The sequence below is a fragment of the Carnobacterium sp. TMP28 genome, from assembly GCF_047553015.1.
Lineage (GTDB): Bacteria > Bacillota > Bacilli > Lactobacillales > Carnobacteriaceae > Carnobacterium_A.
The window spans coordinates 270,834-289,182 of record NZ_CP180212.1; the positions used below are offsets into that span (position 1 = coordinate 270,834).

Consider the following 18,349-nt stretch of genomic DNA (forward strand, 5'->3'; position numbering starts at 1 on the left):
AGATAAGAAAAATGGAGGGATTTACGTGTTAAAACCATTAGGAGAGCGTGTCATTATTGAAGTCGCTAAAGAAGAAGAAAAGACTGTCAGCGGGATTGTTTTGCCAGGTTCAGCGCAAGAAAAACCTCAGACAGGTTCAATCATTGCAGTAGGTGAAGGACGCATACTGGAAAACGGATCAAAAGTCGACTTATCAGTAAAAGTTGGCGACACTATTTTATTTGAAAAATATACAGGTACAGAAGTTAAATACGATGGCAAAGAATTTCTTGTCTTAAATGAACGCGATATTATCGCCATTGTTGAATAGGCTAAACGAATAAGGCTTTACCTATTAAAGTAATAATGATAGCGAGTTAGTTCAGCGTAGTTTAAATAATAGTGGACAAGTTTAAACTAGTTATCTCTGACTTGGATAAATCAATAAAAAACGGACAAGAATAGAATTGCTTGTCTGCTACTTGTCTAAAAAGAATAAAAATGGACCAGTAGCAACTAAATAAGATTAGACTTGTTCGTCTAGACGGATTAGTGGACAAACAGCCTGATTTCACTCTTTAACTTGTTCACTTTTTTAGAATTCTGATTGAAACAGGCTGATAAAAAAGCTGGCTTGTGTGGATCTATCAAAAAAATGAAGAGAAACAACGAAAAGAAACACAACTATATGAATGAGGTGAAGTAGAAATGGCAAAAGATATTAAATTTTCAGAAGACGCTCGTGCAGCTATGTTACGTGGTGTGGATATTTTAGCAGATACTGTCAAAGTAACACTAGGACCCAAAGGAAGAAACGTTGTACTTGAAAAAGCATATGGCTCACCATTAATTACAAACGATGGCGTAACCATCGCAAAAGAAATCGAACTAGAAGATCATTTTGAAAATATGGGAGCTAAATTAGTTGTTGAAGTGGCTTCAAAAACAAACGATATTGCGGGTGACGGAACAACAACCGCTACAGTATTAACGCAAGCAATCGTTCGTGAAGGTATGAAAAACGTCACAGCTGGAGCAAACCCAGTCGGCATTCGTCGTGGAATCGAACTAGCTACTAAAGTAGCGGTAGAACAATTAATAGCTATTTCTAAAAAAGTTGAAACCAAAGAATCCATCGCACAAATTGCGGCAATCTCATCTGGAGACAGCGAAGTTGGACAATTGGTTGCAGATGCAATGGAAAAAGTTGGCAAAGATGGCGTAATTACAATTGAAGAGTCTAAAGGAATTGAAACGGAATTAGACGTTGTTGAAGGAATGCAATTTGACCGTGGTTACTTGTCACAATACATGGTAACCGACAACGATAAAATGGAAGCTGTTTTAGAGAATCCATACATCTTAATTACGGATAAAAAAATCTCAAACATCCAAGATGTCTTGCCTTTATTAGAACAAATCTTGCAACAAGGTCGTCCGCTTTTAATTATTGCAGACGATGTTGATGGTGAAGCACTGCCAACGCTAGTATTAAATAAATTGCGTGGCACGTTCAACGTTGTAGCTGTAAAAGCGCCAGGATTTGGTGATCGCCGTAAAGCAATGTTAGAAGATTTGGCTATTTTAACCGGTGGAACAGTTATTACAGAAGATTTAGGACTTGAATTGAAAGACACAAGCATCACTGAATTAGGACATGCAGCTAAAATTGTTGTGACAAAAGATTCAACAACAATTGTTGAAGGAGCAGGTTCTTCAGAGACGATCATGCAACGTGTTTCTTTATTGAAATCTCAAGCTGCTGAAACAACATCTGATTTTGATCGCGAAAAGTTACAAGAACGTCTTGCTAAACTTTCAGGCGGAGTAGCCGTTATTAAAGTTGGAGCAGCGACAGAAACAGAATTAAGAGAGCGTAAACTTAGAATTGAAGATGCCTTAAATGCAGCTCGTGCGGCAGTAGAAGAAGGAATCGTATCTGGCGGAGGAACAGCCTTCATCAATGTTCAAGCAAAAGTTGCCGAGCTTGAAGAAGAAGGAGACGTCGCTACTGGTATAAAAATCGTGTTGCGCGCTCTAGAAGAGCCTATCCGTCAAATCGTGACAAACGCTGGTTTAGAAGGCGCTGTTGTCGTTGAAAAAATGAAACAAGTTGAAATGGGTATTGGGTTCAATGCCGCAACAAATGAATGGGTCAATATGATTGAAGCTGGAATTGTTGACCCAACTAAAGTTACTCGTTCAGCGTTACAAAATGCAGCAAGTATCGCAGCACTGTTGTTAACAACAGAAGCTGTTGTCGCTAACCAACCAATGCCAGATGCACCAGCTGGAATGGGAATGGATCAAGGAATGGGCGGTATGATGTAAGAAGAGTCAACTCTCTAGTATTAAGGAATGAAAGTGTAAAATAGTTACTAGAAAAGACTTGTCGTAAGTTTACTAACTTGCGCCAAGTCTTTTTTGCTTATAGAGTAATAGTATTTTTTTATAGAAGATTTTGGACTAGTGATTATGGTAAGATTGAGTAGGTTATAATAAAAGATAGTACGTAATTCACTCTAATAAGGGTAAGAAAGTAAGCGCTAAAGAACTAAAACTAGACTGATTTAAAGTGAAATAAACCAATCCACCTTATCTCATTAATTAAGAAAAAATACGCACCAACAGTTGTTGGATACATACGGAGGAATAAATATGATTACATCAGATGAAATAAAAAGAAGATTATGGGATGGCGCCAATGAGTTACGAGGGTCGATGGATGCCAGTCGATACAAAGATTACATGTTAGGACTTATGTTTTACAAATTTTTAAGTGATAAAACAATCGATACATTTAGAATGACGAGCGGTATGAAACAACAGACCGAAAAAGAAGTGATTGAAGCTTATCATGAAAACTACCAGCAATATGGAGATCAACTTGTAAAGATGATTTCTGATGTTCTTGGATATTATGTTTTACCAGAACACTTATATCAAACGTGGATTAGCGCTATCCGTACAGGTGAATTTGAAGTTCAAAAAGTAACCGATAGTTTGAATAATTTCGAGAGAACAATCGCTGTAACAGGTGATTCAGATGACTTTAAAGGATTATTCTCAAGTTCTACTCTTGACTTGACAGATACGGCTTTAGGCAGCAACTTAAATGAACGAAATAAAAATATAAAAGAATTGGTTTTACTTTTTGCTGATTTGAACATGGTCGCCTTGCAAAAGGGAGATGTATTAGGGAATGCATATGAATATCTAATTGGGCAATTTGCAATGGAGTCTGGAAAGAAAGCAGGGGAATTCTATACTCCACCACAAGTAAGTGAAGTTATGGCCCAAATTGTTGCTAAAACAAAATCAATTAAATCGATTTATGACCCAACAGTTGGTTCAGGCTCGCTTTTATTAACAGTGAGTAAATACTTATCAGAAGATGAGAAAAAAAGATTAGCGTATTATGGCCAAGAAAAAAATACAGCAACCTATAACTTAACTAGAATGAATCTCTTGCTTCATGGTGTACGCCCAGAGAAAATGACGATTAGCAATGGCGATACACTTGCAGAAGATTGGCCAGAAGACCCGCAGCGTCCTAATGATGGTGTACAATTTGATGCAGTCGTAATGAATCCACCATACTCAGTAAAGAATTGGAACAAATCAAATTTAAAAATCAGTGACCCACGGTTTGAAGTCGCAGGAGTTTTACCGCCTGATTCAAAAGGAGACTATGCCTTTCTTTTACATGGACTGTTCCACTTAGGTCAACAAGGAACAATGGCGATTGTCTTGCCTCATGGGGTGCTATTCAGAGGAGGATCAGAAGGCGAAATACGTAAACGATTATTAGCGAAGAATTATATTGATACCATCATTGGTCTTCCAGATAAATTATTTACAAACACAGGTATTCCAGTTACGGTACTTATTTTGAAAAAAAATCGCCCACTTGGCGCACCTGTACTGATGATTGATGCTTCTAAAACATTTGTAAAAGAGGGGAAGCAAAACGTTTTACAAGAAAAAGATATTGCTAAAATCGTAGATACTTATGCGACGAGTAGTGAAGAAGTTGGCTATAGTCACTTGGCAACGAGAGATGAAATTGTAGAAAATGACTACAACTTAAATATTCCGCGTTACATTGAAACAATTGATGGAGAAGTTTCACATGATGTAGATGCACACTTGTGTGGAGGAATTCCTTTTAAAAATATTGCAGAATTAAAGGTATTACAAGAATCTGTTCCAATGATTATCGAACAAGCGTTGAAAGAAGTTCGTAGTGGGTATGTTGAACTAACAGAACCAGTAGCAGCATTAACAAAAAAAGTGTTGAATGATGATCATGTTAGTCAAAAATCAAAAGCAGTTGAGCAACAATTAAAAGTTTATCTAGATAAGTATTGGGAATTATTAAAAATAATCGATGACGTAAATGGGGTTACTGAACTTCGTGATGCGATGTTGCTAGAGATTAAGGAATTACTATTGGCATTCAAGCACATAAATGAATACGATGGTTACCAAATTATTGCTGAAATTTGGAAAGAAAAACTGACTGAAGACGCAGAGATTATTGCTTTGACTGATTTCTATACTGCTGGTCGTACTCGAGTACCATTAATGGTAACGAAAGGCACAGGTAAGAAAAAACGAGAAGAACAAGACGGTTGGATAGGCAGTATCGTATCGAATGATTTAATCAAGAAACAGTTATTTTCTGAAGATGTTGTTGCAATAGAAGAAAAAGAAGCAAGACTTTCTGAAGTTGAAGCGGAATTAATGGATTTAGTCGAAGCAGTAAAAGTGGAAGATAGTGACGAAGAAAGTGCGTTGAGTGAAGCGTTAAATGAGAAAGAAGATGCCTTCACAATTGGTCTAGTTCGCTCGTTATTAAAAGAAGCTACAAAAGGAAATACAGACTATACGTTATTGAAAAAAGTAGAAGATTTCTTAAATGAAAAAACAATATTAAATCGTGAAGTAAAGAGACTAGATCAAGAATTAAAACAAGCAACTGAATCACGTATTGAAACGTTAACGAATGAAGAAATTGATGACCTTATGCATGAAAAGTGGTTTGGTTCTCTCGTTTCTAAAGTGATGCGCTTAGTTGAAAATCCTTTAACAGAAGAATTAGCCGTATTAGAACAACTACGAAATCGTTATTCTAAAACATTATCTACTTTAGAAGAAGAAGGAAACAAATTAGAGCAAGAATTAGAAGAAATGATGCAGCAATTGGTGGTGAGTGAGTCTTGAAAGAAAAAAAAATAGCACCCAGAAGGAGATTCAAAGATTTTACTAAAGAGTGGAATTTAAATAAGCTAGAAAATATGGGAAAATTTGGTAAAACATATTCATACTCACGAGCTCAAGAAGGTGATGGGGAATATCATCATATTCATTATGGTGATATACACGTCAAGTACACTGGATTTATTACTAAAAATACTATAGTTCCTTCGTTATCAGTTCAAGGTGAATTCGATCTGTTAAAAGAAAATGACGTGGTTATAGCAGATGCTTCTGAAGATTACGTTGACTTAGGAAAAACGATTATTATTCAACAAATTGGTAATAAGAAAATAATAGCTGGATTACACACGTTCAAATTTACACCGAATGAAAATTTAAACTCTAAATTCTATCTTTACTATTCACAAACAAATTTATTTAAGAAATTTAGCTATAAAACTGGGACAGGAATTTCGGTATTTGGGATATCAAAAGCGAACATAAAGAAGATGCAGTTAAATACACCGGAGCAAGAGGAACAACAAAAAATCGGAAAGTTTTTTAAGCACTTAGATCAAATGATTTCTCTCGAACAGTATAAGTTAGAAAAAACAAAAGCTCTAAAATTTGGTTATCTTGCTGAGATGTTTCCCACTGAAGGTGAGCAAGCACCAAAAAGAAGATTTGCAGGATTTACGGATGAATGGAAGCAGGAAAAATTAAATAAAGTAGCAGATTATCGTAGTGGAAAAGCCCATGAAAGAAATGTAGTAGATAGTGGTAAATATATTATCGTTAACTCAAAGTTCGTGTCTACAAATGGTCGTGTTAAAAAATTTTCCGATGTACAAATTGAGTCTTTAAAAAAGGGAGAATTAGCTTTTGTGCTTAGTGATATTCCAAATGGTAAAGCTCTAGCAAAAATATTTTTAATAGAAGATGATAGATTATTTACTTTAAATCAACGTGTAGCTGGTATCTCACCTAAAGAAAATACAGATTCTTATTTTCTTAAAGAATTGATGAATAGAAATAACTATTTCTTGAAATTTGACGGTGGAGTTGGTCAAACAAATTTATCGAATTCAGATGTTAAAAATTTTGAAAGCGGCTATCCTTGCTTCGAAGAACAACAAGCAATCGGTATGTTCTTCAAAAAGCTAGACGACAAAATCACGAACCAACAACAAAAACTCGACAAACTAAAAGAAATGAAGCAAGCATATTTAGAAGAAATGTTTGTGTAAAAAGGTGGGATGGAATGAGTAATGCACCGAAAAATATTTCAGAAGCAGGCTTTCAAGACCGTTTTGTAGAAAGATTACACCGATTTAAATGGGAATCGCCTGAAGAATTAGATGGAACAAAACGAAAAGTAACAACCGAAGACTTAATCAATCATTGGCGCAGTGAATTAAATCGGATTAACGTGGATCAACTGGAAGGTATTCCTTTAACGGACAATGAATTTAGCCAAGTGATGGCCCAAGTGGATAAAATTACCAATAGTTTTGAAGCAGCGAAATTACTGGCAATGGAAGGATCTAAAGGTAAAATAGATGGTATTTACCGAGATGCGGATACACGCGTGACAAGAGAACAAATTACGCTCACTATCTTCAAAAAGGCACAAGTAAGTGGCGGAGATTCTAGCTACCGTATCGCAAGAGAAGTAGCGACACCTAATGGCAACCGTTTTGATATAGTTTTACTAATCAATGGGTTGCCGCTTATTAATATTGAACAAAAACGTGCAGATAAAACCTTGGATGAAGCCTTTAGTCAATTTGAACGGTATTACAAAGAGAGAGAATATACGAAGAATTTCATGGCCTTTTCACAAATGATGGTGATTACTTCTGAAGTAGCCACTCGTTATTTTGCTACACCTAAAACGGTTCTTGATTTTAACCCAAGCTTTTTATTCCATTGGGCAGATCAAGATAATATCCCAGTAAATAATTGGGAAGAAGTTATTGGCCAATTTTTGATGATTCCAATGGCACATCAAATGGTCGGAGATTATTTAGTTATTGATCAAGCAAAAGAGGAAGAAGATCGGCGACATATGCTCATGCGTTCTTATCAAGTCCATGCCTTACAAGCTGTTGAAGGAGCAGCGTTTGGCTGGGATAATAAAGAACGAATTCCTCATGGTGGTTTCGTGTGGCATACAACCGGTTCAGGAAAAACAATTACGAGTTTTAAAACGGCCCTTTTTCTTTCGACACGAGCCGGCTTTGATAAAGTCGTCTTTCTTTTAGATCGTCGTGAGTTGGATAGCCGGACAAGCGAGGATTTTAAAGCTTACGCAGCCTATGAATCGATTTCTGTCGATGGGACAAAACATACTTACGGACTACGTAAAATAATGCATTCACCCAATAGCGGTATCGTTGTCACAACCACATTCAAACTAAATAGTTTAGTGAAAGATTTGATTGAAGCAGATGATACTCATTTAGCCGACAAGCGAATCGTATTTATTATTGACGAAGCACACCGGACAACAATGGGACAAATGATGGGGACCATTAAAGATTATTTTGGTGCGAATAGTTTATTTTTTGGCTACACAGGAACGCCACTGTTTGATGAAAATCAAGCTAAAGGAAAAATAAATCAAAAAAGTGAAGTCATTGATACAACAGAAAAACTATTTGGTCCACTGATTCATCGGTACACGATTGAAGAAGCGATTGCTGATAAAAACGTTTTAGGCTTTCATGTTGATTATATCAATACTGGTGAATTTAGTAGTTACGAAAACTTGAGAGAACAGTTAATCAATTTGCTAAAAAAAGAGCATCCAGAAACTGAAGAAAGAACAATAGAACGACAAGTACAAGAATTAACGGATTTAGAAGTTGAAAAAGCAGCAAAAGAAGAAAGTCTGTTAGTGTATCATGATGAAACGCACATTCCACGAGTAGTAGAAGAAATTTTGGCCCAGTGGGATGCTCAATCTCAAGATCGAACATTCAATGCGATTTTAACTGTTGCCTATAAAAAACGTGTGATGGCTTATTTTGACGAATTTAAAAAACAAATGAAAGAAAAAGATAGCCAATTGAATATCGTAATGACATTTAGTTTCGGTACGACCAATGAAGCAGAACGGATGGATCCAGCGATCATTGAAAATATGTTCAAAGAGTACGGCTTGTTTACTGGGATTGAGTTTGTAGTTGGCGATCAAAAACGTGGAGAAGAAGCTTACTTTGAAGATGTTATTGAACGAGCAGCTAAAGGAGGAAGTGGCCGTAATCCTAAAAATATTGACCTTGTTATTGTGGCAGATCAATTATTAACGGGTTATAACTCTAAACTGTTAAACACCCTTTATGTTGATCGCTCGTTGGGACTACATGGCTTGATTCAAGCTTATTCGAGAACAAATCGAATTTACGGTTCGACAAAAGAATTTGGAACAATTGTTAATTTTCAATATCCGAAAATCACTGAAGAAATGGTTAATATTGCTTTAAAACTCTATGGTAGTGGTGGGACGAGTAGCAAAGCGATTGTTGAGCCTTATTTAACAGCAAGTGAAAAGTTTAGACTCCTATTAATTGATATGAGGGAGGTATTGCCTGATCCAACAAATTGGCAAGCCATCCAACCGTTAGAAGAGGCAAAAAAATTATTCGTACAAGCGTATAAAGAGGCTTCAGAACAATTTAACTTAGTTGAACAATATTATGAATATCAGTGGAATGATGAGGCATTTGGAATGGATGAACGAACGTGGTTCTATTACATAGGTGCCTATCGCAACTTGATAGTTGAAGAAGGAGGAGATTTACCCTTGCCTCCACCAGTTCCGATGCTAGCAGGAAAAACAAAATTAGCAGGAACACAAGTTATCGATGCCAATCATATCTTGAATTTAATTGGCTCTAAAACAACTTCAACTAATGGGAGACAAGTTATTGATACGGAAACATTGCGTATTATTTACCAACAGATTGAAGAATTAAGTAACCTTGGTGAAAATGAACAAGCGAAATTATTAAAAGAGTTTGTCGTGGAAGAATTAGAAGCGGGAAAGATTTCGAGTGAGATTAATTTTGATCAAGCGTTTGAAGAGTGGAAGAATGATAAAAAGAAAACCTTTATTTACGAAGTCGCAAAAGAGTGGGGAGTAGATGGGGAGGTTTTTGAAAAATCTGTTGAAGCGTATTCACTCACTTCGCCAAAAGATATTCCGTTTATTGATGACTTGATAGGAAGTTTAGATTTTTCTTCTGCAACTAAAAAACAAGGAAGCAATCAACTGATGCACAACTTTGCATTAACACCCTATCTCATAAAGACTGTTCCGCAAATTAAAACAAAATTTAAATTATAAAAATAAGGTTTAGCTCAGTAGTTTCCGTTAGTACTAATTAAAATTACTGAAACACTCGCATTTTTTGTGAGTGTTTTAAAGGGCTATCCTGCTAAAAAGATAGTTAGACTAAAAGAATTCCTTGTGAGCTATAGGCTACTCATAAGGAATTCTTTTAGTTTTTATCTTTCAATGGATGCGTTCATGGTAGTTAGAAGGAACGTTTAAAAGGCTATCCGCTTTTATATTAATCGATTCTTTATTCTTTATTGCCATAATACTCATAAGCGAAATAACCTGCTAATAATCCAAATGCAGCTCCAAAAGTAAGGATAAAGGATAATTGAGATGGAAAGAACAGACTAAATAAAAGTCCAATGAGAGAACCAACGATGGGTCCTAAAGGGATCAGGCTATCCAACAAAATTTGAGCTTTTTTCGTTTTTTTCTTATTTTGTATTCCTTGTTTAGATTTCTTTTTAAGTCTGGTGATAACAAATAGAGCGATTCCGCCTACAAGTACTAGAGGCAATAAGATACGTATAATCTCCACAGTTGAATCCATATAAAGACATCCTTTCTATGTTAAGTTAGTTTTCTTCTACCTTTTGTACTTCATATTTAAAGCCAACGTTTTTATACTGTTGTTTTTTATACATTTCTCTAGGTGTATCTTCGCCATCAGCTATCAATAAAACCGTTTTTTCTGGAAATAAGTCCATTGCATATCTTTGCAAGTGGCTTCCGATTCCTTTTCTTTGGAAAGTCTGACTAACAGATAAATCATCTATTTCGATTGTCTTGCTAGAAATAATGATATCTAAATATCCGACTGGTTCTCCTTTATAAAAGGCTAACAGTTGTTGAATAGCTGGGTTAACAAATTGACGTTTAATCAAGTCAATTTTTTGCTTTGCAAAGGCCTCTCCATATGCTAGAGAATGTTTGTATTGCAAATCAAGAAGCATAGCTAAGGTTTTATCCGTTACAAGCTGACTATCTATTTCAGAATTATTTTCTACTGCAGGAAAGCACTTTGGCTCAATGGTGTACAGTTCTAGAAAACCTATTTCATAACTCGTATCTGTCAGATAGGCATTTAGTTCATCGCTTAAGTTTATGTTTTCGGGAAAATAAAATTTCAGATGCTTCTGCCCCTTGTTGAGATGGAACTCTTTTAAGTATTTTTCCGCTTCTTCGAATTCAGCCAACGAAGGCAACGTTTTAAATTCAATAAAATTACTATCGTAGCGTATCAGCATCTCTGGATAATGATAATGGAGAAACAAATTAGTTTCATTTACGATGTCGCCAAGTGTGTAAGTATCTTTAAATGTAACGTGTATCATTGTGCATCCTCCTCTAGGTTGCTTCAAGTCTATTGTACCATTGAATCTTTCTTAAGCTAAATATGTTCTATAAATCAAGAAGGTGGAGTTTTTCTAGAGTTAGAAAAGTTTCGTTTTTAGGCTTTCTTTTTTATAACAACGTTTTCTCATGGTATGATTTGAAAAATGGACTAACTAAATTAAAAAATAGGAGGAGTAAAATGAAAACGAAAATTCAATGGAAGTGGGTTATAGGTGCATCAGTCGTTTTTCTCATCTTCTTAGTTTTTGTCCTTCCACAAGTGTCTACTTATTCAAGTGAAGCCATCGGACAATCCAAATCGCCAGATCAGTCATTTCTTTACTCTGGATTACAGTTGTATCAGCTGGCCGAGAGTTATGGCGAAGCTGGTAGAAAAACGTATATTCTATTGAGGTGGACGTTTGACTTAGTTTGGCCCGTTGTTTATACACTATTTCTAGTCGTGTGGACAATTAAATTAGGGGAATACATCCCAAGAAATCAGCGCATGAGCTACCTAGTATTTCTTCCAATCATAGCGGCGTTTTTTGATCTTTTAGAGAATATCGGAGCAACAATTGTCATGGCAAGGTACCCAATACAGTCTGGCATTAGTCAAACAATAACACCAGTAGCGACCTTTATAAAGTGGAATATGGTCTTAGCGTCTTTCCTACTCCTCTTATTCTTAATGATAAAAATCTTACGAATAAAAATCAAAAAACAGTAACGAATTAAAAATAGTTTTAAGGCTGATAAAAAAGCGCTGACTCCATTAGAGGAATCAGCGCTTTTTAGTTAGGATCATTCACTCACTAAGATTTTGACAATGCTATTTCCCGGAATTTGAGGCGGGATAGACATGGTTGTAATAGGTTCAGGTACTAGAAAAACAGTAATCGTTGATCCAGCGGTTATGTCTTCAATAAGGATTTCTTTTTGTGTCTTTTCATCAAGAATGGGAACCCCTTCTGCTGATAGAATGACTTCATCAAAATAAACAGGCTCGTCACTTTCTTTGGTTTGTTTCAGACTGCTTAGGATAATCTGTTGTTCTTCTTTTAGACCATCTTCTTTAACCATTCCTTTGTATTCTACTTGCTCCGTTTCTTCTTGTTGTTTGCTCGAGCTAGTTGCTTGAGAAGAAGAGTCGGTTTCATTGTCAGCTGTTTGCCCGCAGCCCATTAGTGTTAAGCCGATAATAGACAGGGTTGCTGCGAATACTAGTTTTTTCAATTTAAATCAGTCCTTTTTTATTTGTGTGTTGGCCCGTTATCACGTAGAACTTTTAATGGTTCACCCCATGCAAGCAAGCGATCCACTAATTTGTTAAAAATTGTTTCATGAACCTCTTTAGGTAGGAAGTTATCCTCAGAATCGAAATCAGTTGGAATAGATAAGGATAAGCCAGTGCTGATAACAGCTACATGTAAACCACCTAAAACAAGACGCAAGACTTCTCCAGCACGAATGCCGCCTTGAGAACCGTAAGTAACAGATCCAGCAACTTTGTCTCTATATTCATGGCAAAGATAATCAATCGCATTCTTTAATGCGGAAGGAAGACCATGATTGTATTCGGGAACAACAAAAATGAATCCATCAAGAGAATTTATTTTTTCGGCCCAAGGAATAGCCTCAGGCGTTTGGTAATCTTGACTATAAAGAGCAGCAACGGGTTCGTTGTACATGGGAAGATTGTAATCAGCAATATCGACTACTTCATATAAAGCATCCTCACGCTTATCAGCCCACTTTTTAAGTTCCTCAGCGATTTTAAGACTCTTACGATTGGGACGGGTACTTCCGGTAATGATTCCAATCTTTAGCATAATCGTTCCTCCTTTTAGTGACTCTGTCTTTATTATACAGTAGTTTTGTCATTCACAAAACCCAACATACGTGATAATCGATTAAGTTTCAATAAAAAGAGAGTAAGTGGTTAGTCGTTTATCGCTTTCTTTTAGATAAGCCACTAGTTGCTAAATGAGAAATTCTATTTATTTGCTAAGAAAGCGTCATCATAAAAACTGTTTTTTTACATTTGTGGTATGATAAGAGGTGAAAAAAAGCAACGTAAATTAGTTAGTCGGGAGCGAATAGGATGAATAAAGTCTATCCAGATGATAGTTTGGCATTGCATACGGATTTGTATCAAATTAATATGATGCAGACGTATTGGGAACAAGGAAAAGCAGATAACAACGCGATATTCGAATGTTACTTCAGAAACAATCCTTTTGAAAGTGGATATGCTGTTTTTGCAGGTTTAGAACGAGTCGTATCCTATATCCAACAATTAACTTTTTCAGAATCCGATATCCAATACTTAAGAGAAGTTGGTCAGTATCCTGAAGATTTTTTAGCTTACCTGACAAACTTTAAGTTTAGAGCGACGATTCGATCAATGGTTGAAGGAGAAGTTGTTTTTGCTAATGAACCCATCATTCAAGTAGAAGGACCATTAGTAGACTGTCAATTTGTTGAGACAGCTATTTTAAATATCGTCAATTACCAGACGTTGATTGCCACAAAAGCATCCCTACTTAAGTCAGTAGTGGGCAATGAATTAGTATTAGAATTTGGCTCAAGAAGAGCACAAGAAATGGATGCGGCTATTTGGGGAACAAGAGCAGCTTATATTGGCGGTTGTGATGCAACGAGTAATGTTCGTGCAGCGAAAATATTTGATATTCCGGCTAGTGGGACACACGCGCATTCCCTTATCCAAGTGTATCGGGATGACTACAAAGCGTTTAAAGCTTATGCAATGACGCATAAAGATTGTGTCTTTTTAGTAGATACCTATGACACTTTGAAATCGGGTGTACCAAATGCGATAAAAGTGGCGAAAGAAATGGGCGATAAAATCAATTTCTTAGGGATTCGTTTAGACAGTGGCGATATGGCTTATATTTCAAAAAAAGTCCGCCAACAATTAGACGAAGCAGGATTTCCACAAGCAAAGATTTATGCGTCAAATGATTTAGATGAAAAAACGATTTTAAACTTGAAAATGCAAGGGGCTAAGATTGATGTCTGGGGAGTGGGAACAAAACTGATAACAGCTTATGACCAACCTGCCCTAGGTGCTGTTTACAAATTAGTTTCGATTGAAGATGAGAACGGAAAAATGGTTGATACTATGAAATTATCCAGTAACGTAGAGAAAGTTTCTACACCTGGTAAAAAACAAGTATGGCGTATTACAAGCAAAAATGATGGGAAATCTGAAGGAGATTACATCACACTTTGGGATGAAAAACCAGATCAAGCAAAAGAATTGTTTATGTTCCACCCGGTTCATACGTATATCAATAAAACCGTTAAAAATTTTACAGCTCGTCCTTTATTGGTCGACATTTTTGTAAAGGGCCAATTGATTTATAACATGCCAACACTAAGGATGATTAAAACGTATGCTGTGAAAAGCTTGAATTCATTATGGGAAGAGTATAAACGTAACTTAAATCCAGAACCCTATCCGGTTGACTTATCACAAAAAGCTTATGACCATAAAATGAATTCGATTAAAGCTATAAAAAAACACATTGCAGAATAAAGTCGTTTACTAGAGTGAAAAGAAGAACCCTTTTTATAAGGGTTTTTTTGTCTTATTCATTGAAAAAATAGAGACACAGATTGAACTATGCTATACTAAAACCAGAGAAAATACGACGAGATGAGAGTGAAAAATGATGTCAAATTTGCAAGATAAAATCATTAAAGAACTACACGTTGCTCCTGAAATCAATGCTTTGGACGAAATTAGACGAAGTGTCGATTTTTTAAAAGCTTATCTGAGTAAGCATGATTTTTTAAAGACGTTAGTGTTAGGAATTAGTGGTGGACAAGACTCAACACTTGGTGGGAAAATAGCACAGATGGCAATAACAGAATTGCGTGAAGAAACAAACGATGATACGTATCGTTTTATAGCTGTACGCTTGCCTTATGGGGAGCAAGCAGATGAACAAGATGCTCTTGATGCTATCGCATTTATTGAGGCGGATAAACGTGTCCGAATCAATATTAAATCGAGTGTCGATGCTTTGGTTGAAGCATTGAAAGAAACAGATAGTGCTATAAGTGATTTTTCCAAAGGCAATATTAAAGCTCGCCAACGAATGATTGCTCAATATGCGGTTGCTGGAACGTATCAAGGCGCAGTGATTGGAACAGATCATGCGGCGGAGGCGGTAACGGGATTTTATACAAAATTTGGTGATGGTGGATCAGATATTAATCCATTGGTTCGTCTGAATAAAAGACAAGGCAGAGCGATGTTAAAAGCATTAAATGCACCGGAACACTTGTATCTGAAAGTTCCGACTGCCGATTTAGAAGAAGACAAGCCTGGTTTAGCTGACGAGGTAGCCCTGGGTGTTACGTATGAAGAGATTGATGATTACCTTGAGGGGAAAACGATTAACAAGCAAGCGGCACAAAAAATAGAAGCGTGGTACATTAAAACGCAACACAAGCGTCATTTACCAATTACACCTTTTGATACCTTTTGGAAATAAAACCTATTTTTTAAGATAAGTAAGGGGGTGCGTCGTGAAAATAGAACGGATTTCAATAGTGGTTCCTTGTTTTAATGAAGAAGCGGCCTTACCCTTTTTTTATGAGGCATTAGAGAATACGCGAAAAAAACTCGAGCAAGCAGATTTTGAATACATCTTTATCGATGATGGTTCTAGAGACCAGACATTAGCCGTGATAAAAGAATTAGCAAAAAAAGATGACAAACGAGTGCGTTACGTATCTTTTTCTAGAAATTTTGGCAAAGAAGCCGCTTTGTATGCCGGATTGCAATACGCAACAGGTGACTACGTTGCGGTAATGGATGCAGATTTGCAAGATCCGCCTGAATTATTGCCTGAAATGTTGTCTTTATTGAGGACAAAGGCTTATGATTGTATTGGAACAAAACGGATTACACGAAAAGGCGAGCCATTTTTACGTTCTTTTTTTGCAAGACAATTTTATAAATGGATGAATCGAATATCAGAGACTGAATTTGTAGATGGTGCAAGGGACTATCGATTAATGACTAGGAGAATGGTTGAAGCAGTTCTGTCTGTTAGTGAAGTTAATCGATTTTCAAAAGGTATTTTTAGTTGGGTTGGTTTTGAGACTCACTACTTGCCTTATGAAAATAAAGAGCGTGTAGCCGGAGAAACGTCTTGGTCTTTTTGGGGATTAGTTAATTACTCATTAGATGCAGTGATTAATTTTTCTGATTTACCGTTAATGTTTGCTTCTTTTATTGGCATCTTTTCTTTCTTTATATCACTCTTGTTTCTAGTTTTTATTGTGATACGAGCGTTGATTTTTGGCGATCCAACAGCAGGGTGGCCCTCGCTTGTAACCATTTTTTTAGCTATCGGAGGTCTCCAGTTATTTTGTCTGGGAATAGTGGGCAAGTATTTAGGGAAAACCTACTTAGAAACGAAAAAACGACCCCTCTATATTCTTAAAGAAACTGATCAAGTAAAGAAAGAAAGCAAGTAACACAACCGGATTATTTTAAAAAAGAGGGGGGATAGAAAAAAATGAAAAGAACTTCTCGCTGGCAGTGGAATCAGACAAGGCGTTCTTCTTTGCCTTCTAATCCTTTCAGACAAGCCGTCATAGAATTGAGTCAAACAATCATCAGCGGCTTTTTAGTGGCAGTTATAGCCAACTTTCTATTGCAGGTTTTTCAAAATCAATTTAACGTAGAATTAGCGTGGTTATTTATGGTGGAGTGGCATACCGGATTGTTTCTTTTAGGAACAGGAGTCTTACTCGTTATTTATATCTGGTTTAACGCCTTAATAGGCAATCGGCTTATTGCAGGGTCTTTATTGATTGTCCTTTCAATGATACTAGGAGTCATAACGCAACAAAAAATGCTGTTTCGTGAAGAACCAATGTACCCTTCGGATTTATCCATGATTACGAGCTTGCCCTCTATCCTAAAAATGATGAACGGCTATTTGTTGGTTAGTCTTTTTAGTAGTGTGTTCGTTCTTTCCTTGGGAGTGTTTTGGTTTATCAAAAAAAATCGCAAAGAGAAAAAACGAAAAGTCCGGCAAAAACAAATGAACAGTCTAAGGATAGGGTTACTTGTTTTATCTAGCCTATCTTTAGCTTATATCTATTCGTTTAATCACCCTGGAAATATAGTGAAAGCAGCTTACGATGATCATGCTTATTGGATTCCTTACAGTCAAAAAATGAACTATTACAATAATGGATTTGTGGGAGGATTTTTATACAACTTGAATGTTAGACCGATGGAAAAACCAGATAAGTATACGACGGAAAAAGTTGATTACGTGCTGAAAAAATACACAAAAAAAGCAGCAGAAATAAATAAAACACGAAGCAAGTCAATAAAAGATACGAATGTTATCTATGTGATGAGTGAAAGTTTTTCAGATCCGACAAAGTTAAAAGGCGTAGAGGTTTCTAGAGATCCGATGCCCCTTCTTCGAGAACGAATGGAAAACCAGATGAGTGGTGAAATTTTATCAGAAGGCTATGGTGGTGGGACAGCTAATATTGAATTTGAGGCTTTGACTGGTTTATCTTTGGAACCTTTTTCTTCGAATTTAAGTACGCCGTACACGCAAATTCCTTCTTTAATGAATGACTTCCCTTCAGCGGTTTCTTATTTCAAAGAAGCAGGTTATTCTACCACAGCGATTCATCCGTACAATACGTCGATGTATAAACGTAAACAAGTTTATGAACAGTTCGGTTTCGATCGTTTCCTAGATGAAGAAACCATGGCTTACAATCAAACAATAGCGAATAATCCTTATATCTCTGACGATGCGGCGTATCAAGAAATAGTAAAACAACTAAAAGCGACAAAAGAAACCGATTTTGTTCATTTAGTTTCGATGCAAAATCATATGCCTTATGCGAATTTTTATCCAGAAACAACGTTTACTGCTAAGGGAACAGCTGATGATAGCGAAGCGGCTAATTATTTTCAGGGTTTAACCTATAGTGATGAGTCACTTGATTCTTTTTTAACAACATTAAGCGAACAAGAAGAGGAATCCATTGTTGTTTTTTGGGGTGATCATTTACCAGGTTTTTATGGCGAAGAAGTCGTAAAGGCCAATGGTAGAGTAGCGATGCATCAAACACCGTTGTTGATTTTTTCTACTGAAAAAGAACAAAAAGAAGCAATAGGAACGATTAGTCCAATCTACTTTATGAACCATGTTCTCTCGTTAGCTAACAGCCCTGTTTCACCCTATTATGCTTTCTTAATGGCGCTGGAAGCTAGTTTACCTGCATTTGAAAAAGGAACGTATCTCGAAGCAGGCAAACAAGAAGCGAAATTGGATAGAGAAGACCTGTCTCAAGCAACGAATCATCTTCTTGAAGAATATGATCTGCTCCAATATGACCTGACTATGGGCAATAAGCAAAGTAAAAAGGCTCATTTTTTTTCAAATGAATAAAGAGTATTGACATATGGTA

14 protein-coding genes are annotated in these 18,349 nt (G+C 36.3%); 10 read left to right on the forward strand and 4 right to left on the reverse strand.

All coding sequences use genetic code 11. The annotated features are described in order from the left end of the window. Positions 1-25: 25 nt before the first annotated feature. The 5 genes from groES to ACMHYH_RS01420 all read left to right on the forward strand — a co-directional run bounded on the left by groES (position 26) and on the right by ACMHYH_RS01420 (position 9,532). A complete protein-coding gene (gene groES, locus ACMHYH_RS01400; protein WP_414839621.1) occupies positions 26-310 on the forward strand; it encodes a co-chaperone GroES in 285 nt (94 codons plus the stop codon). A 377-nt stretch (positions 311-687) separates the two neighbouring features. Then, entirely contained in the window at positions 688-2,310 is a 1,623-nt protein-coding gene (gene groL / locus ACMHYH_RS01405; RefSeq protein WP_414839622.1) for a chaperonin GroEL, read from the forward strand. Positions 2,311-2,637: 327 nt separating this feature from the next. Continuing rightward, positions 2,638-5,205, forward strand: a complete 2,568-nt coding sequence (locus ACMHYH_RS01410; protein WP_414839623.1) for a type I restriction-modification system subunit M — start codon at positions 2,638-2,640, stop codon at positions 5,203-5,205. Then, positions 5,202-6,428: a restriction endonuclease subunit S gene (locus ACMHYH_RS01415; protein ID WP_414839624.1), complete on the forward strand. Its 1,227-nt coding sequence runs from the start codon at positions 5,202-5,204 to the stop codon at positions 6,426-6,428. Before ACMHYH_RS01410 ends, ACMHYH_RS01415 begins: the two co-directional genes overlap by 4 nt. A gap of 14 nt (positions 6,429-6,442) precedes the next feature. Then, positions 6,443-9,532 (forward strand): type I restriction endonuclease subunit R, encoded by a 3,090-nt coding sequence (locus tag ACMHYH_RS01420; protein WP_414839625.1) that lies wholly within the window; start codon positions 6,443-6,445, stop codon positions 9,530-9,532. Positions 9,533-9,770: 238 nt separating this feature from the next. On the opposite strand, the gene ACMHYH_RS01425 is transcribed toward ACMHYH_RS01420, so the two are convergent. Beyond that, on the reverse strand, positions 9,771-10,076 hold the full coding sequence (locus ACMHYH_RS01425) for a hypothetical protein (RefSeq protein ID WP_414839626.1): 306 nt from the start codon (positions 10,074-10,076) through the stop codon (positions 9,771-9,773). Positions 10,077-10,101: 25 nt separating this feature from the next. Then, on the reverse strand, positions 10,102-10,860 hold the full coding sequence (locus tag ACMHYH_RS01430; RefSeq protein ID WP_414839627.1) for a GNAT family N-acetyltransferase: 759 nt from the start codon (positions 10,858-10,860) through the stop codon (positions 10,102-10,104). Between the two features lie 200 nt (positions 10,861-11,060). Here ACMHYH_RS01430 and ACMHYH_RS01435 point away from each other — a divergent pair, with 200 nt between their 5' ends. After that, the gene (locus ACMHYH_RS01435; RefSeq protein ID WP_414839628.1) at positions 11,061-11,591 is read left to right on the forward strand and encodes a hypothetical protein; all 531 of its coding nucleotides are present in this window, start codon (positions 11,061-11,063) and stop codon (positions 11,589-11,591) included. Between the two features lie 74 nt (positions 11,592-11,665). Here the strand turns inward: ACMHYH_RS01435 and ACMHYH_RS01440 are convergent, their stop codons facing one another. Next, entirely contained in the window at positions 11,666-12,097 is a 432-nt protein-coding gene (locus tag ACMHYH_RS01440; protein ID WP_414839629.1) for a hypothetical protein, read from the reverse strand. A gap of 17 nt (positions 12,098-12,114) precedes the next feature. Then, entirely contained in the window at positions 12,115-12,693 is a 579-nt protein-coding gene (locus ACMHYH_RS01445) for an NADPH-dependent FMN reductase (protein ID WP_414839630.1), read from the reverse strand. 272 nt (positions 12,694-12,965) lie between these two features. On the opposite strand from ACMHYH_RS01445, the gene ACMHYH_RS01450 reads away from it, so the two are divergent. The 4 genes from ACMHYH_RS01450 to ACMHYH_RS01465 all read left to right on the forward strand — a co-directional run bounded on the left by ACMHYH_RS01450 (position 12,966) and on the right by ACMHYH_RS01465 (position 18,330). Continuing rightward, positions 12,966-14,423, forward strand: a complete 1,458-nt coding sequence (locus tag ACMHYH_RS01450; RefSeq protein ID WP_414839631.1) for a nicotinate phosphoribosyltransferase — start codon at positions 12,966-12,968, stop codon at positions 14,421-14,423. A gap of 136 nt (positions 14,424-14,559) precedes the next feature. After that, positions 14,560-15,387 (forward strand): ammonia-dependent NAD(+) synthetase, encoded by an 828-nt coding sequence (gene nadE, locus ACMHYH_RS01455; RefSeq protein ID WP_414839632.1) that lies wholly within the window; start codon positions 14,560-14,562, stop codon positions 15,385-15,387. A gap of 34 nt (positions 15,388-15,421) precedes the next feature. Beyond that, complete coding sequence (locus ACMHYH_RS01460) at positions 15,422-16,378, forward strand: glycosyltransferase family 2 protein (RefSeq protein ID WP_414839633.1); 957 nt, start codon at positions 15,422-15,424, stop codon at positions 16,376-16,378. A gap of 41 nt (positions 16,379-16,419) precedes the next feature. Further along, the gene (locus ACMHYH_RS01465) at positions 16,420-18,330 is read left to right on the forward strand and encodes an LTA synthase family protein (protein WP_414839634.1); all 1,911 of its coding nucleotides are present in this window, start codon (positions 16,420-16,422) and stop codon (positions 18,328-18,330) included. Positions 18,331-18,349 lie beyond the last annotated feature (19 nt).

What these genes read in the sequence shown, in the direction of transcription:
- groL (WP_414839622.1), top strand. Translation starts at nt 688, where the DNA reads ATGGCAAAAGATATTAAATTTTCAGAAGACGCTCGTGCAGCTATGTTA.
- ACMHYH_RS01410 (WP_414839623.1), top strand. Translation starts at nt 2,638, where the DNA reads ATGATTACATCAGATGAAATAAAAAGAAGATTATGGGATGGCGCCAAT.
- ACMHYH_RS01420 (WP_414839625.1), top strand. Translation starts at nt 6,443, where the DNA reads ATGAGTAATGCACCGAAAAATATTTCAGAAGCAGGCTTTCAAGACCGT.
- ACMHYH_RS01425 (WP_414839626.1), bottom strand. Translation starts at nt 10,076, where the DNA reads ATGGATTCAACTGTGGAGATTATACGTATCTTATTGCCTCTAGTACTT.
- ACMHYH_RS01430 (WP_414839627.1), bottom strand. Translation starts at nt 10,860, where the DNA reads ATGATACACGTTACATTTAAAGATACTTACACACTTGGCGACATCGTA.
- ACMHYH_RS01435 (WP_414839628.1), top strand. Translation starts at nt 11,061, where the DNA reads ATGAAAACGAAAATTCAATGGAAGTGGGTTATAGGTGCATCAGTCGTT.
- ACMHYH_RS01445 (WP_414839630.1), bottom strand. Translation starts at nt 12,693, where the DNA reads ATGCTAAAGATTGGAATCATTACCGGAAGTACCCGTCCCAATCGTAAG.
- ACMHYH_RS01450 (WP_414839631.1), top strand. Translation starts at nt 12,966, where the DNA reads ATGAATAAAGTCTATCCAGATGATAGTTTGGCATTGCATACGGATTTG.
- nadE (WP_414839632.1), top strand. Translation starts at nt 14,560, where the DNA reads ATGTCAAATTTGCAAGATAAAATCATTAAAGAACTACACGTTGCTCCT.
- ACMHYH_RS01465 (WP_414839634.1), top strand. Translation starts at nt 16,420, where the DNA reads ATGAAAAGAACTTCTCGCTGGCAGTGGAATCAGACAAGGCGTTCTTCT.